Genomic DNA, 16,784 nt, shown 5'->3' on the forward strand with positions numbered 1-16,784 from the left:
ATGAAAAAAGTTAGCTTCACCCAGATGAAAGACTGCAGCAAAGAGGATTACGAGTTCCTGACTGCACAGGCCGTGGATGATGCCCGTCACACTGCTGGACGGTTGGTCTGTCTGGCATCAGCAACTGTGGGCCTGATTAGCGGATTTGCATAAAGGATGGTATCTGGCTCATCTGAATCGTCAAGGAGTGAAGTTGAGAAGGAAAGCTGGAACCAACAAGCGGACGGTCGATCGGGTTGTCAAAGACATCCGCCGAAAGACGCGCAAAGGCCGCCGGTGAGCAGCCTCATCTGACTGGGTAAAGCCATGTTGCGAAGCTTTAGTCGAAGAAGCTGCAACAGAACCACAGTTGTTGACTGCCTTGCGTAAAAATGTGCTGCTTATCCGTGGGGAATCAACAATAGCAACAACTTAAAGGCGCCATTGTAAACTCGTCTCTTAGCTCAGGAACCCATCTCTAACCTCTGCTTTTTAAGCCGAGCGTTGAAACTGTTCCCTGACGGGCCTCAATTGACCAAGGGCCAAATTTATCCAAAGCTTGGACAGTTCTCTGGAAACCCCGGCTCTACTGGCGACGCGATTGCAATCTTCCGCAGAATAAGGCCAAAGTCCCACTGATACTTGTTCGCGACCTTGCCCTTCCGACCCTAAGAGCATCGGTGAAGAGCCAATCATACGATATATTCGGATCATTCTCGCGTCGAATACACCGGCAATATGAGTGAGGCCGAATTTTTCCATCAACTCTCCACCGGCTAGCATTATGGCTCCTGCTGTGCGCGGACTTGCTGTACGCGACAGGCAGAAACGGGTTACTTCCCAAATACGAGGATCTCGCACTGGAGAACCGCCGGTAAGGTGCCCAAATACATCATTTATCATCACTGGACCTGTCGTTGGCAGAACTCTCATCGATCCGCCGTGGCTGCCATCTGGCTCTTGCCAGATTACATATAGAGGGTTCAGTTCGTCGTATTGATCTCTCTCCTCCCCCAAAGAATTTACTTGGACATCCCACCCCAGCCTAGTTTTGAATTGATCCGCTCTGTCCTTGAACATCCCTTCAGACAGCAATGAAAATTTTGGTAATTCGTCCCCGTAAACATACCTGAGCATCAAACTCACCTCCTGATTCTGCGATGGAAACAAGTGGTGATGGAATGTGGTTAATTGTTCGTCTTTATCCCGAGAGTCTGATAAGGTCTCGTTTACCTTTAATGAATGAAAAGAGCATCACAGGCGATACTAATTCACTAACCATCGCGCCAACGTGACACGCAAGAAAATTCGACACCCTTATCTGTTTCAAGATATGAGCTTCAAAAAAATTAAGCGTATTGAGCAAGGTTTGGAAACAAATCTTGTGTGCATATCCGATTGAATGCAAGAAATCATACATATTGTGGCAGCTTCACACGTAATACATAGGGATGACTGTAATTTACTGGACAATTTACCACTCGTTAACGGAATCGGTTCAATTTAGGCGCAAATGTGGAGATGAGGAGTTTGGTGATGGATGAGAATTTCTTGCAACGGGTCACCGACATCGAGCTAAGGCTCGAGGCGGAGGGGATGTTTCTCACTGCTCAAGCGATAAGGCAGGTTGTCAATACGTATGTTGTGGACCAATCTCGAGGCATAGAGAAGGTGAGGCATAGAAAAGCGCCAGAAGTGTGGACTAATTTAACCGAGCATTAACCAGGTCACGCTGAAGTTGGTAAAAACAACTTGAGGTGTTTCATGAAAAACAACCATTGGTTCGTCGCAGCAGTATCAGAAATGGTTAATGACGCAAAGCTGAACAATCACCATAATGTACTGCATGGTTTGCGCACTGCACTTTCAGTTTTTTGCGATGAAGCTGGCTTAACAGAAGAAGAAAAAAGCCTTGTCAACGACCTAATTCGAGAAAGTACAAAAAAAACCAGAGAGCTGACTGTCTCAAAATAGGAACTAGGAGATTATTGAATCCAACCGAATCGAGGCAAGAGGCTTTAATTCTTTTCGAGAGGCTCAAAACTTTGGAATGCGGTTAAAATCAATTTTTCGAAAGCTATGTCAGAAGGTTTCGTAGCGAGAGGAGATTCTATCATATCAAGTAAATATACTTATTTATGAATAACATCGGGTCGTTCGGAATAACGTATGAAGCGTCTTTATGCGCACCGTGTGTCAGTGCCAATACTGCTCTCAATGGCTAATTGCACCTTCTTAAATACGTCAATTATACCTATTGCAATAACCCAAAATTCATTGAAGTCAAGTCTGACTCCGGCTTGGAAGTCTCCTCTGTTAAATGAGGAGATTAGGCGGAAAAGGACTACGGCTCTTTGCTTTTCTTCGAACGGATTTTCGAATTCACGCTGGTCCAGAATGATTGCAACTTCCTCAGCTATTCTCACCGAAATTTGGGTCAGCTTATCAGTGCTTTGAGGGGCGACAAGGATTTCCGTCAACACCCTCATTGCAATGACATCGAAGAAGTTTGGGACTGCTACAGTTCTACCGCAACCAAAGTGCAACTGAACTCCGAAGTGCGGCCGCAAAATTTCCCAAGCAGTCTCAACCTCTCTAAGTGGCTTCGACAGCACTGGAGTGATGTCTTGGATATCAAAAGGAGTTGTTGTGGGGCAGAACAAATAACCGACCTTTCGTTAAAGACAATCATAAAATGGAGGTAAAAAAATAACGTTGAATTAACATGCTATCGAGTTTTTCTATATCTTGCTTCGCCGGTAGGCGACCTTCTTGACTGACATCTCGGGGAATCGGTTAGTTTCAAGTTTAGGCTCAGCGCCTGTTGATTTCCCCGTTATTTTGCGGAACATGATCTGTGAAACGAGTGGTGCCATCTGTGATCTCTATCGACTTGCTGATGCCCTATCGCTGCGCTTTGGCCCCAATTGCGCTAAGCCTCATGGCAAACCGTGGGTCAACGATCAGTGCGTCCTGAGCGAGACAATAGTCCATAAACTGCCATGGTTTACGTTGGCGTGATGTTACTGTTAAGAATGGTACGCACAAAACGCTTCACGATCCCTGGAAGTGATGGAGCGAGAAAGGTGTCTTAGCTCGGGTCGTGACTGGCCTGTCGGCGGAATACGCGAGAAGAAAACCGTTAAGCTTGATGCGCCCCACGTTTAGGTACCCCGAACTGCGATCAGCATGGGCGTCAAATAAAGGCGGTGCTAACGCCAGATTGGGCTGACTACTGCGGATTAAGTGCGATGCTGCGTGCCTCCACGACAACTGGGTCCGCTTGACCGAAGCTCTCTGCCGGTGAGGCGGGTGGCTCGATCTGTTCGCAAAGGACTGTACAGCGGCCCGCTGAAGGACGAAGGGCAACTAGGAAACTGCAGAAGACAGCTACGAAGTAAGACAAACGCCGGGACAAATGGCGCAATCGGTTTCGGCAGACTCAAGTCCCCGAAACGTCTCACAACCCGATGCGCTAGATGCTCAAAGGTCTTTCTCCTAGCCGCTGTACTCAATGCGATGGTCATCTATTAGCAGAGAATCCCGCGCCAAGGTACTGTTCCCACTTTAGCCGAGTCGATCCCGCCTGTGTCGAAAAATACTAAAAAGTGCAAAGAATTATAGATTATTATCAGACAAGTTCTTTGTGTTGTTTCTTTGAAAAATCAGACTTTATCTCACAATGTAACTTTGGAGTGTTTTTTTCGGGTTGGTATAATTGTGGGGGTGAAATGGTCAGCTATAGCTACGAGTTAACGCCTGGCGCAGTTTCAGAAACCGTCAGCGAGAACCATTTTGGCGCGAATTTTCGAGGCATGTTTCCAAATATCGGAGAAGCCTTTGATATGCTGGGTGTCACTCATTTGCGTTACCCCTCGGGTAGTGCCCAAAAGGAAGATATTACAAATCTGATTGATGGCCAGTTAAACGAAAATCTGACTGAGTTTCTGAATTGGGTTTCTGAAAGAGGTACTACGTTCACTTTGAGTATTCCCGTTGGAGAAAAATTAGTGAACCAGTCAGAAATGACGGAATTTGTCAAGGCGGTGTATGAACAACTGGGGCCAAACGGCGATCTTTTGACCACAATAGAAATTAGCAACGAGTATTGGAGTTTTCAAGAAGCGTCCGAGTACGGAAGAGATGCAGCACTGGCGACAGAGTATCTCGCAAATGCATACGGCGCATACAATGCTGAAAACCCTATCGCTGATTATGACCCAAAAATCTTGGTGCAAACAGCGCCGCCGTGGCATGTTGGTCCAGATAGCACGATGGACCAAAAAAACAAGGAGATCATTGAGCATTTTGATGCCAACAAAGATTTGTCGGATGGATTTCAGCCAACCGTCGCGAGTGAAGCGGTGGATGGAGTAGTTTCCCACTATTATTTCTATGAAAGCTACGGAGAGGATAATACTTTCTCTGACGGTTACTATGAAAACCGGGAAATCGGGTCACGACCTGATATGTGGTACAAGTATTTTGAACAAGAATTAGACTATCACGTTACCGAATGGAATGTTCAGAATGCCAATATTACTCAGCAAGGTCTGAAGGCGGCGTCGGTAATTCTTGAGATGTTCGAGACCATGTTGGAATCTGGTGTAGACGCAGCGGAAATATGGTCGGTTCTGAATAGAAACTACAATTCATTTGCTGGTGGCATTACTGAGGCCAGCCGGGTTCATCGTTCACCTGCTGGTCAGGTTTTTTCCTGGATGAGGGAAAGCTTGGTTAACGAGGATGGGGTTGGACTCTCTCTGATGGATTTGGGTGGGCTGCCTGACAATCACCGCCCTATTGAAATAAACGCTTTTACCGGGGAAGGGAAAACTGTTCTTTACGCTTCCAACAGAACGGAAGAGTTCGGTGTGTCAGTTGATCTAGACTTGGACCAATTGGTGGAAGGAAGACACTTCATATCTGTTCGCCAACTCGGAATCCTCGACGGGAGTTCAGACGGTTTGAGTGATCGGGCTGAATACGACGAGAATGGCAATTTGGTTCCCAACTCTCGTAATAAGCTCCGAGTCATCGATGAAGCTGAAAGGCTATCTTTGGAAGCGAAGTTCCAAAACTTGTTCGCTTTGGGGGTGATTAGCTCCAGGAAAATATCTTCCTACGAAGAAGGCACTTACCGAACATACCTTCCGCCGCCGTCCACCATTCTCTTAAAGCCCGGATACACCCCTGAAACGGCGACAAGTCTTGACCACTATTATTTTGCTGGTGAGACCGACGTTACCGTAGATGTCGAAGAACTTTTATTTGGTGACGCTGGTGCCGTGGCTATTGAGCTGGATCCTTATGAGGTCGTGGAGATCACTTTAACCCCCTATGACCAAGTTGCTGGATCTAAGATAGGTGACACTCTGATGGGATCGGATTCCCATGAGGAAATTCTGGGTGATGATGGAAATGACTATATCGAAGGTGGCGGCGGAGCTGACTATATTTCGGGAGGTAACGGAAGTGATATTCTGATTGCAGGAGTAAGCGATACAATTGGTGACGTTCTTTTGGGTGGGACTGGCAACGATATTGTAAACGGCGGCCTGGGGGCAGATGAAATATTCGGTGGTGAAGGTGATGACCGGTTGCTTGGTGGCGACGGCGAAGACGAAATTCTTGGGGAAAACGGTGACGACTACGTGGATGGTGGTACTGATGACGACCGAATAGATGGTGGTGCTGGCCAAGATGTACTAGTGGGCGGTCAAGGCAACGATCACATCAAAGGGGGCGCGGGTGATGATGTGTTGTCCGGGGGGATGGGTGACGACGCCCTTTCGGGCGGGGATGGCGCTGACATTTTGGAAGGCGGTGCTGGTGACGATGTCCTCGATGGAGGATGGGGTGATGATTTGCTAATCGGTGGCGAAGGGGCAGACGTTTTTGTTTTTCGACCGGGCCAGGGCCTTGATAGCGCCTACGACTTCGAACACGGTGTGGATGTTGTTCAGATCAATGTGACGAGCGCGAATTTCGAGGACTTAACGCTAACTGAACACGGCAACGACACTCTTGTCGAACTGGATGATGTTCCTATTGCAATTTTAGGAGTGTCGCCAGAGGCCCTTGTTGCTGATGATTTTCAGTTCGTCTAATTGAGGTCAAAATTAGCGCAAAAGTCAGTAGGTACTTCCTGGCGGGAATTTGCTTTTCGTTTGAGTGTATTGTGCGTTGCTAGCAGTTCAAGGAAAACCCGTAAATTTCTAAGTAAATGACGCTCTAAGATCCCAGCCCATGCAGCAAGTTTATCTCGCCGTTAATTATTTTGCGCGACCGTATTTGCAGAAGTGATGCGGTTAGGAAGGTGATTTCATGATTGAATTTGAAAGGACGTTGACGACCGGATTCGATTTTTTTGATCGCGGAATTCGCGATCTGGTTTCAATTGAGTTTGGAGTGGAAACTTATCTATACAGTACTTCTGGTTCTGGCGGCGGGTTGGTGGCTTGGCAATTAAACAGCGAAGGTGTTCCCACTTTCATGGATTCTCAAGTATTTGATTCAAATATTTCATTGGATGGCGGTTTGACGATAGAAGTTGCAGACTTAGTCAATGAAAATCTACTTGTTCTGGATATTAGTTCGTCGGGATCAATGTTTGGATATAGCTTAAAGCCGACTGGGGAGATCGGTGATCCACACCAGTTTCAACTGCCGACAGAAGGTGGAGGATTCACTTTGTTGACTAGTTACTCCGTTGGCAACACGGAGTATTTCGTCGCTGCGACAGAAGGTGGAAGCCAAATTTCTACGTTTCGTATCGAAGAAACTGGTACCTTTGTAGAGCTGGATACTGAAATAGGACGACCGGCTTTTTTGGAGACCGTTGAAGTGGCCTCCAATACGTTGGTCCTGTCCGCAGATTTATCAACGCACTCAGTGGTTACCTATCAGGTCGACACTGAGCCAGGGGAGCTGATCAAAGTAGACAATTCTGATGCGATTTCGCACTTGGCGTTGAATACTCCAAGCGCAATGGAAGTTATCCAGGCGCACGGTAGTTCTTGGGTGCTTGTTGCGGGATCGGGCAGCAATTCGATTTCTGTGATGGAACTGGGTTCAGATGGAAGTCTAATACCAACAGATCATGTGCTGGATAGCGACGGCACGAAATTTAATTCAATTCAAGATATCGCAGTCACCACCTTTGGTGACCAAGTTTTTGTTTTCGCTGGTGGGGATGACACCGGAATAAGTCTATTTGCCTTGGTACCCGGTGGCCAGTTGGTGCACTTGGAAACGACAGAAGGTACTGAGCAAAACGGATTGGGAAGCGTCGAAACTCTCTCCGCTGTCCAGGTCGGCAATGAGCTGCAAGTGTTCGCGGCCAATCAGCAAATGGACGGAATTTCACAATTCTCCCTGTCGCTGGACAAGTTGGGAAGTGTAATAGAAGGCGACAGTATACAATCGGGCACAAACGGCGATGACATTCTTGTTGGCGTGGGTGGTTCAACGCTTCGCGCAGAAAGTGGAAACGACATACTTGTCGCCGGGAGTGGAACAACGGTCATGACGGGTGGCCAGGGGGCTGACACTTTCGTTGTGCAAAATGGGAGTAGGACTACCATCATCACTGATTTTGAGGTGGGAGTCGACAGGTTGGACATGTCTGATTTCGGGCAGTTGCGTTTTCCAAACCAGTTGGATTTCATACGTACTGATGACGGGGCAAAAATTAACTTTCGTGGTCAAGCAATAGTGTTACAAAGCGCAGACGGCGGATCTCTTTCGCAAACTGACGTGGTCGGAGACTTCTTTGACGCACCCACTCGCTTGCCGAATGGTCCAAACGAGAACTTCTCCAATTCAAAAAGTTCTTCCGGAGTAAATGGATTGGTGACAGTTAGCACTGTTGGGGACAATCCTGGAATTAGGGATGCGGAAGTTCACTTCATTCAAGAAGGAAATGATCCCATTGTTGTGCAAGCTGATGCCCAAGGTAGGTTTGATCTAGACCTGCCTGCTGGCTCGCAGGTGGGTCAAATTGAAATCATAAAAACCTACTCGACTAATAGCCAAGAAATCAACGCACTCGACGCCCTACAAGTGCTACGCATGTCTGTCGGTTTAGAGCCAACTTGGGGGATTGCTCAACCAGAAAACTTTATCGCTGCAGATATCAACAGGGACGGGTTAGTTAACGCTTGGGATGCACTAGACATTCTGCGTGCCTCAGTGGGGTTGCCAATAGAAAATGATGCGGAATGGATATTCTTAGATTCCAATACCGATATTTCAGGGGTAACAGCCGACGCAACGCACTATGATCCTAAAATTTCAGTAGTTGCGTTGAATGGGGATTTTTCAATTGAAGCAACTTCAATCCTATTGGGAAACATAGAACAGCTATAATTTAACGGGAAATCCCCGAACTTTGTGCATGTGAAGCCTATTGGATTGAACGAGTTCGCTCTCTGTATGGACATCTCTAAAAGAAGGTGAAAATACTCCTTGCAGCAAACGGGCCGCCCTTGCAGTTCAAATGTCAGCATTCTGCGTTTTCCGGCAGTCTTGGTGAAGCGCAGAATCGGAAGTACTGGGCTTTCTTGGGATTTTGGCTGCAGCGTCGATGAATGAGCGCCATTTATATTGGGTCAGAAATGCTTGACGTTTGGGTCAGAAATGCTTGACGTGATTGACCGATTTATTGAGGTTTTGGTCGTCAATTGAGTCAAAGATCAGTGACATTCCACAGTATCCTGATGAATGTCACACGAACCTGATCCAGCCGTCACAGTTGGACCAGAAAAGCGGTTGACGTTCGACATTGGAAGGCGCTCCAGTTCAAAGTATTTCTACGTAACCTAATTCGGCGACGGGCTACTGGACAGCTGCCCGCACTTGAATTCAGTGTCACTTTATTGGAGTAAACCAAACCTCCCGCAAAGTGGAGAATTTGCTTCGTACGCAGTCAAGAAGTGCGCATTCTGCTGTTAGGTAGTTCCGCTAGATGATCTGTTTCGCTAGGATTGGAGTAGAGGCAACAGGCAGGTCAATGTGATGCGCAGTGCGATCTTCTTACCCTTAGCAGCATTTTTCCTAGGTGCCATTATCGAAGCTGAATCCGCAGCGGCGGCTTCTCTAGGTCGATACGAGGTTTTTGGCGTTGAAAATGGAGACATGCTGAAACTGCGTGCAGGACCTGGAACAGGTTTCAACGTGATCGTAGGTCTTCCAAATGGAACCGCTTTGCGAGTTCATAGCTGTGAGCAGACCGGTGGCACCCGTTGGTGTCGCGTGTCCCTGCAGCGCGCGCGAGGGCTAAAGGGCTATGTCTCCTGGGCATACTTGCGAAAAATCTGATTCAATAGTTGTTAGCGCAGTCGTTTTGACGACGCCTGGGAATTCCGATGGGAAAATTCGTTTCAGCTCGGTTGACGCTCGCCCATATAGAGATTTAGTCAGGTTCTGAGCCACGAAGAGCCCATAGAGGTGCATTCGATAGGGTTGCGGCGTATACAGCAAAGAGCAGATACTTGTTTGGAGCCGCCAGATGTCTGGGGCACGCAACAAAGTTACTGTTTTAAAACTAAAATTCGTTGTCCACTAGCTCGACTGGTCGAAGGAGAGCTTAGCTTCTAACCCAGTGCCCAGAGTGACTGCTAGGCCAAAGCGCCGCCGCCTCACGTCCTCCGCGTAAGGATCGGTGGTCTCAACCTCTTCAAATACGTCAGGATCGTCCCGCTGCACTGTCGAAATCGCCTCGGGCGGGAGGTCAAAGCACTCAGTTTTCGTATGCGAAGACAAAGGTCCCGATCTAAAAAGCACTTTCGAGACAAGGTGCGTGATGCCCTGAGCAATCGCAGTTTTCTTGTCGTGTTATTCGGGCGTGGTCATAATCACTTTGAGGCCAAGCGAGTTTCGGAGGACTCCCATGTCTAAAAGGTAGTTGAATGGGCTGTGCGCCTTTGATCATGCTGAGGCGTCGGGATATTCGGCCCGTTTGGCGACGCAGTCGACAATGATCATTTGTTCTCTTGCTCCTGACAGGGTTCGACATTTGACGAAGCCATTATTCTTGCAGTAGGCCCTCTGCTATCGACAACGCTTCGCACGATGTAGAGGCACGTGAAGCAAGTTTATTCCCGTGCCACGTGTCCAGGTACCCAAATATCTTACCATAGGAGTTGTCCATCACTACGTGACGCTTGCCCATCAAACTACATAAAATATGGCCATGCAGGCGATCTGTTACGACTACCTGACCCGACCCAAGCAGTTCAATTCCGCGTTGTAAATTGGATCGGCTCCAATTCCAAAAAGCGTTGTCAACGAGACGCATAAGAAAAGCAGATGAGTAAGGTGCTGACTCTGCGATTTTGGGTGCCGTTTCAATTAGTAATTGCGATCGTTCTTCATGCGCCCAGTCCGCAACCTGCAGAATGCTTCCCTGTTCTTGCTGGCCAAACAAGTCCGCTTTTCTTTCCCGATCATCACGGGTCAAAGCCAGGATCGGGACAGAAGGTTTTCGTTTTGCCGCGAGAGGGCCCAGTGCGTAAGCCAGATCAGGACAAAGGACGGAAGTACAATCAAAGTTCCTCCGGGCAAATTCCAGGCTGGCTGTGTCGCGGACCAACAAGGTGAAATCAGGATGTTCTGCAATAGCCGCCTGTGTCTCTTTAACCGCCTCTCCGTTTTCATCTGAGAAGTGTATAGACTGAGGCAATTGCACGACTTTGTAGTCGCGAAATAACCTGAGTGTATTTGCACGGTGGCTACTATACCACTCCCACATATCTCCAAAATTGCCTCCGCCCAACAGAAAAATTGTCCCAACAGGCATGAATTCCCGCAACCTTGTCGGGTAAATCAATGTCCTTGAAACAAAACGTGGCCTTCGACCGAAGTGGTTCCTGAGCAGTTTGTTCGTACCAAGCCAAATTGCGTTGTCCCCTACATTGGCATGCGCAGGGAAATCGAGTAGCGCCCAATTGGGCGACGGTTCGCTGCCAAGGACATCATCCAATGCAGTTTCGATGCGTTGCAAGGGCGAGCTGAGGTGAAACGCCGTACTTTCTACCCCGAACTTTTTCTTGTTCTTTATCACGTTCATGGCAAGACGCACGCTTTCTGCAACCCAAACTCCAGTCCTCCACCAGATCACAAAAACCATCTGCACGAATGGTTACGCTGTGAAAGCGGTAGGATCCGAAAACCTCAATCCCTCAGCGTAATGGCCACTTACTTTCAGCGAGAGCATCCCACCGCGCGCGTAATCGCCTTGCAAAAGAAGACGGGCGATTGTGGTTGGGACATTGCTCTTGCGTGGCGCCCATTAGCGCCTGTTCAGGCGTAGGGAAGTTCAGCGCAACAGACGACAAGGGCTGTGGGACGTTGTTCATAAGTTCCAGAGCATCGAATACTTTCGGTTGAAGGTCGAGCCATCTTTGTTCTTTATCCCGAGGGTCGATAATATTCCGGCATTTTGGTGATCCGCAGCCACACTCAAACTCCGCCCCGACATTGTATGTGGCATAATCCGACGTGATCTGCTCGCCCGCATGGATATCCCTAATGGCGATTTCGCAGTCGTAGTCACGGACCAGACATGAGGTTGGGTCACAGCTGTGGTTTTGATATCGGCCGTTGTCCCAATTCAATATGTAGAGGTCCTGATCATTTCGGTAGGCGTACTTCAAAAAGTCGTTGTAGAGGACTTCTGGGAGGCTCTCGGTGCTTTGGGGTGTCAGCACGATGTCCAGCGCGTCTCGGCACCAAGTTATTGTACCTTTTGAGATATCGGCAGTTGCTACAATTCCCGAGCCAGTGGCGTCGTTGATTGCGACCAGCTTTGTATCGGGATGTATCACGTGGCTGCTCTCTTACGTTAGTTTGTGGCGTGCTCGGACAGCCGAACAAGACATTGGGTTTGTGTCGTTGTCAGGATATAAGTTCTCGGACGGCAGACCGAAAATACCTTAACGATCGTGCGAGAGAACCATCTGATTTGTACATTGTCGGCATAAAGGGACTGACCTGTTCCTTGATATCCTGAACCCACGGTTCAGAGCAATTTTGCTCGTCTGCAAAATCAATCAAAGGCAGCAGATCACCCATAGTCCCATCGTTGATTTTAAGACGGTTGATCATGCGGCGCTCGAACTTGGTCTTAAAGCAAATAAGTTCATCCTGACCAGCGGCCCTGAGAGCCAAACGCGTTTGAATGCACTTATCGCATTCTCCGCAGTTCTCCGAGCGAACTTTTCCTTCCCAGCAAAACTGCGCCAGACCCAGCATTTGACGCCATTCTTCTGCCAAATAGGCAATTTTCTGGGGGCGTGAATATCCTGCACCGTCGTGAATAATCTCCAATTCGTCGCCCGATAACAGATAGTCAGTTGCCGGGCTGGACCCCCATGCATGCGGTACGAAACTGACGTAGTTATAGGGGTCCGAACTGGCGATTACCCCCGCGTAATTGTCGTGTGCAAAAAGATGCAAGATCCCGGCAAGCGCGGCACCATGGCTATGTTCCCAATTAGACGGCAAACTGTCACGGAGCGATGTTTTGACGACAAGCAACTCGACGCCGGCTGCATCGGTTATTTTCTCGACACGTTTGCGAAGTATGTCGAAGTCTTTTTGATTGGACTGAGGTATGTCGAAACCGTGAACCAGAACGGCCGACCTAGGCGTTCCATCATTTGCAGAATTGATAGGGCTCTGAGGTCTTTGCAGGGTGAAAATCGAATCCACCCCGCCTGAAAACGTCTGGATCACACCACGGTTTTCTGTCTCTCGTGCGGTATCATCGGATCTGGCGATGCCTTCTGGCTCGATCTCTACCATCTGATACCACGTTGGGTAGTGACAATGCCAAGCTTCCTGAAAAGCAACGATATTGCGATAGAGCTTTTCGCTTATGACGCCGTTTATTTTCAGCCGTTTACAGTGCTGCATAGCGTGGAAAACAACCAGGCACAGCGGGCCATCCAACGTAAGAGGATCTGACCTGGGAGCGCTTAATTCGGTTTGCACGCGAATGTTGCCGCCATTGTCATCATGAAGGATGATGGTTTGTCGGTCCAAGGACGGCGCGTCTTCGACCTCCAATGTTAAAGTCGTCATTCCTATTCCAGATCAGGTTTTGGCAGAGCTCGGAGGCGATCTTCTGGCTACTTAGCACGATCCTTAGAGACATTTCTATCTATCGGGTGATTTGGAAAGCTCGGCCTGAATATACTGTGGCAACACATTCAGGCGGGTGTATCTTTCCAGCATCTCTTCCGGGACCGTCAGCACATTGCCAATTGTCTGCCTGCAATTCGCGGAATGACACTGACAGTCCATGCTCCAGTCCTCGGCGGCCACGTCGGAACTGACAGTTGTGGAATAGTCGAAGGTCACCTCTTCCCCTGCACGAATATCGCGAATGGCAACCAGCTCATTCTGCCCTCTTATCCCGGCGTTTGGGGAGCAGCTGTGATTAATAGCCAAAGACTGGGCATCCAGATCAATGTACAGATCTGCATCAATTTGCAGTGGGTCGTCCGGAGACAGTTGACCGCTCAAAATCCGGCTAAGGACCTCTTCAAAGCTTAGCACCTCGCCGCTCATGCGCCTAATGAGCTGGCCTTCTGGGATGTCAGACGTCGCGAACGAACCCTGCCTATCTATATCGGATTTTCCCACGGATAATGTTGGCGCATCTTCGGGCGGAAAAGTGCGAGTTTCGTTGGCACCTTGTCGACGTCCGAATGTTCTTAGAATTCTATTTTTGAGGGAGTTCAACAATTCCACGAGGATCCTCTTCGCGGTTTGGGATGCCACTGGGGCAGTACCCTACAAGCATACCGGTAGCAACCGTGCCGTTTTTGATCCAGAAGGTCGGGCGTGATGTTGAAAACGTGCTTTCTACCCGCCTTTCAACCCCGGTTCGTGCGCTTACTTGGCCAGGCGTCAAAAGCACAGCAACATTACTCCGGCGTTGGAGCATTGGGTCAGAAATGCTGGATGTTTGCGTCAGATTTGATTGACGTGATCGATCAACTTGTCGAGGTTTTGGCTGTCGATTGATTCAAGTAATATTGGCGTTCCACATATCCTTGTAAGGCTGCACATAGTTCTGCCACCAGCGACCGAGCCTGGCCGTTTTCGCACTACTTCCCTCATCCAGCATCCAAACCAATTTCATTGGTCCTGACTTCCTTTTGGAAAAACCAGGGCTGATTTGCAGATCAGACGCCGAAGGCGCCCGTTCCTGCTGATCTGCCACGCGACGAACGGGGAGGGGGCGAGGCAATGCTATTCGACAATATTCGCGCGGTCCGCAGGCGCAGCTGGGGACACGGTTTTATCTAACAGGGTTGCGCGAGGGGGAAGGCAGCGTCTTACCACTTGCGGCCAGGGGCGTTTGGCTCGTCCAAATACCGCTAGCTCACGAAACAAAAGCGGTGAAGCAGGCTATACCGTCACCATATGTCGACAAGTCAACTTCATAAGATGAAATTAAAGGGCGGGAAGCTGAAGTTCGCTGCGTTCATAAATAACCCAACACGGTGCCTGCAGAGCTGCCATTGGCCTGGATCGCGGATGAGCTCTCTTGTCGGTAACAAGTCCGCGCAACGAAAACTCTGCGGACCCCTGTCTATTCACTTACCAATCAATCGCGGACGCACCAATAGTCTCGATGAGCGGTGCCAAATGTCGCTCGTATTTGCGCCATTTCTCCTTTGATGAGGCATACAATGGTTGGCGTACTTGCTGAACACTTGCGGTCCTAACTCGGCGCTTTCCTTTGTAAAAGGCAAGGCAGTTTTCATCCCATTCAAGACCGCAATACGCTATCAATTCCCGGGCTTCGAACTCAATGTCATCGACCAGATTTTCATAGTGAACGGTGTGAAAACTGCCTTCGGGCAGCACGTTCTTCCAATGCTGCATCACTCGCACATAGGCGTTGAAATAGCGCCCCAATTCAACCTGGTCATAGCTGTGAAGTTGGCTGCGCTGGAACACACGCGTAAAACAGGACAGGCAGGTGTCCAATGGATTGCGCGCGATATGGACGATCCGGGCGTTGGGCATGACGGCATGAATGAGGCCAACCATCAGGAAGTTGGCGGGCATCTTGTCTACGATATGCGGCGAGCCGGGTGCATGTGCATCTAACCGCTGAACATATCGCTGGACGCGTTTGGTGAGCTCTTGGTCCGACAAGCCCTCGATCAAACTGCCCGTTTTCTTGTTCCCGCCGCGCAACTGGTCCGCAAAGAGCTTGTGCAAATAGCTTAATTCACCGGCGCCAAAAACGTCCGGGTGGCTGGCAAGGATCGCTTCGGTCAAGGTTGTTCCTGAGCGGGGCATCCCGACCACAAAGATGGGTTGGCGGCTGTCCACGGCGCTTTTACGCAGCCTGTCGATCAGGCTTGGTGTAAAGCGAGCGATAAGGTCGTTTGCTGTTTCTTCGATCTCGTCCGCGTCGAAATCAATGATACTGCGCTTGATCGCAGCACCTTTTGCGAAATGCTCGAATGCGTCGTCATAGTGCTTGAGGTCTTCATAGCACTTGCCCAACGCATAGTGGTACGAAACCGATTGTTCCGGAAGCATAGTCTCAGCGTCGGGCAAAGCTGCGACCAAGCCCCGGAATTCGGCGCTGTCTTCTGTCACCTTATCCAGCTTGACCAGAGCAATTTGGGCGTTCAAGCGCGCTGAGTCTTTCTCGGCTGCTTCTTTGAACCAGTTTCGGGCCGCGTCGAAATTACCCTTTTCCATTTCCAGATAACCCAACGCCATAATAACCGCCGTGAAGTCGGGTTTGAGCTCAAGTGCTTTCTGGTAATTGGCAAAGCCAGCCTCAATATCCCCAAGATGCGATTTACACAGGGCTATGTAATGATAGGCGGGGGCATGTTCGGGGTCCAGCCGCTGCGCTTTTTCGGCTTCCAGCAGCGCCAGTTCGTGCAGGTTCTTCTCTGTCAGAACCTGCGCTAGCCCGACATAGGCTTCGGGTTTTTTCTCATCGGTGGCGATGGAATTGCGGAATTGTCGTTCGGCCTCATCCCATTCGCAGTACAGGGCATGCAGGCGGCCCCGGTTGCGATGCAGCTCGGCTGAAACATAGGGTTTTCCAAGGTAATCGTCCGCAAGGGTCCGGGCCTCGTCAAAGGCCTCGGTTTCGATCAGCACGGATATAAGGTTGTTGACGGGTTCCATGCTATCGGGCCGCACACTTATGGCTTGGCGGTAGAAGGAAATCGCTCCTGCCAGATCTTCATTGTCCCGCGCAATCGACCCAAGGTTGTTTAACGCGGCGGTCAATTCGGGGGCAAGTGCCAACGCCCTTTTTTGAGAAGCCTCAGCTTCTGTCAGGTCTCCGGAGTCGTAATAGGCCAGCCCGAGATTGGAATGCGCGCTGGCATTCCCTGGCGCCAGTTGTACTGCCCGTTTGCCTGCCTTCAGGGCTTCGTCTACCTTGCCGTTTGCGCGCAAAACCTCTGTGAAGTTTGCAAGGAATCCGGCATTGTCAGGATGCAACCGGGTGGCCTCGCGCATCGCGCTTTCGGCAGGGCCGGTTTGGCCGGTTTGGAACGCAATGACGCCAAGAAGCTGGTGGGCGGGCGCGTATGTTGGGGCGGCCTTAAGTATTTGATTCAGAATGTTAACTGCGCGCTTCAACTCTCCCGCCTCGAAAGCCTTGGCACCGTGGCTGTAGGCTTCGCTGACGGAAAGCGTTTGGTTCGTTGACATTCGAATATCTCCGGTTTTGCAGATGAGGATTTCCGGTCTGGAGCGCCGTCAAATTGCCACATTGTGTTGCAGATTTTCTACGATTTTCCAACAGC

The 16,784-nt window shown here is 49.5% G+C and carries 12 protein-coding genes; 5 read left to right on the top strand and 7 right to left on the bottom strand.

Going from position 1 to position 16,784, the window contains the following annotated elements:
- Positions 1–153, top strand: coding sequence for a hypothetical protein (locus GOX63_RS07510; RefSeq protein ID WP_170327475.1), 153 nt, complete (start codon positions 1–3; stop codon positions 151–153).
- Between the two features lie 318 nt (positions 154–471).
- Here GOX63_RS07510 and GOX63_RS07515 read toward each other — a convergent pair whose 3' ends face one another.
- Positions 472–1,116, bottom strand: a complete 645-nt coding sequence (locus GOX63_RS07515; protein WP_170327555.1) for an acyl-homoserine-lactone synthase — start codon at positions 1,114–1,116, stop codon at positions 472–474.
- Positions 1,117–1,743: 627 nt separating this feature from the next.
- Between GOX63_RS07515 and GOX63_RS07520 the strand changes: the two genes are divergently transcribed.
- Positions 1,744–1,953 carry a hypothetical protein gene (locus tag GOX63_RS07520; protein WP_170327474.1) on the top strand — a complete coding sequence of 70 codons (210 nt, stop codon included), beginning with the start codon at positions 1,744–1,746 and terminating at the stop codon, positions 1,951–1,953.
- A gap of 206 nt (positions 1,954–2,159) precedes the next feature.
- Here the strand turns inward: GOX63_RS07520 and GOX63_RS07525 are convergent, their stop codons facing one another.
- The gene (locus tag GOX63_RS07525) at positions 2,160–2,642 is read right to left on the bottom strand and encodes a hypothetical protein (RefSeq protein ID WP_170327473.1); all 483 of its coding nucleotides are present in this window, start codon (positions 2,640–2,642) and stop codon (positions 2,160–2,162) included.
- Between the two features lie 1,068 nt (positions 2,643–3,710).
- Here GOX63_RS07525 and GOX63_RS07530 point away from each other — a divergent pair.
- The 3 genes from GOX63_RS07530 to GOX63_RS07540 all read left to right on the top strand — a co-directional run bounded on the left by GOX63_RS07530 (position 3,711) and on the right by GOX63_RS07540 (position 9,300).
- The gene (locus GOX63_RS07530; RefSeq protein ID WP_170545390.1) at positions 3,711–6,089 is read left to right on the top strand and encodes a calcium-binding protein; all 2,379 of its coding nucleotides are present in this window, start codon (positions 3,711–3,713) and stop codon (positions 6,087–6,089) included.
- A 217-nt stretch (positions 6,090–6,306) separates the two neighbouring features.
- On the top strand, positions 6,307–8,349 hold the full coding sequence (locus GOX63_RS07535) for a dockerin type I domain-containing protein (RefSeq protein ID WP_170327471.1): 2,043 nt from the start codon (positions 6,307–6,309) through the stop codon (positions 8,347–8,349).
- A 648-nt stretch (positions 8,350–8,997) separates the two neighbouring features.
- A complete protein-coding gene (locus GOX63_RS07540) occupies positions 8,998–9,300 on the top strand; it encodes an SH3 domain-containing protein (RefSeq protein ID WP_170327469.1) in 303 nt (100 codons plus the stop codon).
- A gap of 709 nt (positions 9,301–10,009) precedes the next feature.
- Here the strand turns inward: GOX63_RS07540 and GOX63_RS07545 are convergent.
- The 5 genes from GOX63_RS07545 to GOX63_RS07565 all read right to left on the bottom strand — a co-directional run bounded on the left by GOX63_RS07545 (position 10,010) and on the right by GOX63_RS07565 (position 16,689).
- Positions 10,010–11,110, bottom strand: a complete 1,101-nt coding sequence (locus GOX63_RS07545; RefSeq protein ID WP_254435905.1) for a polysaccharide pyruvyl transferase family protein — start codon at positions 11,108–11,110, stop codon at positions 10,010–10,012.
- A 52-nt stretch (positions 11,111–11,162) separates the two neighbouring features.
- Complete coding sequence (locus GOX63_RS07550) at positions 11,163–11,807, bottom strand: SET domain-containing protein (RefSeq protein ID WP_170327467.1); 645 nt, start codon at positions 11,805–11,807, stop codon at positions 11,163–11,165.
- 70 nt (positions 11,808–11,877) lie between these two features.
- Positions 11,878–13,065 carry a hypothetical protein gene (locus GOX63_RS07555; RefSeq protein WP_170327466.1) on the bottom strand — a complete coding sequence of 396 codons (1,188 nt, stop codon included), beginning with the start codon at positions 13,063–13,065 and terminating at the stop codon, positions 11,878–11,880.
- Between the two features lie 75 nt (positions 13,066–13,140).
- Positions 13,141–13,737, bottom strand: coding sequence for an SET domain-containing protein (locus tag GOX63_RS07560; protein ID WP_217356185.1), 597 nt, complete (start codon positions 13,735–13,737; stop codon positions 13,141–13,143).
- 855 nt (positions 13,738–14,592) lie between these two features.
- Positions 14,593–16,689 carry a tetratricopeptide repeat-containing sulfotransferase family protein gene (locus GOX63_RS07565; RefSeq protein ID WP_170545392.1) on the bottom strand — a complete coding sequence of 699 codons (2,097 nt, stop codon included), beginning with the start codon at positions 16,687–16,689 and terminating at the stop codon, positions 14,593–14,595.
- Positions 16,690–16,784: the final 95 nt, after the last annotated feature.

Origin of the sequence: Ruegeria arenilitoris, from assembly GCF_013031355.1 — a bacterium.
GTDB classification, from domain to species: Bacteria; Pseudomonadota; Alphaproteobacteria; order Rhodobacterales; family Rhodobacteraceae; genus Ruegeria; species Ruegeria arenilitoris_C.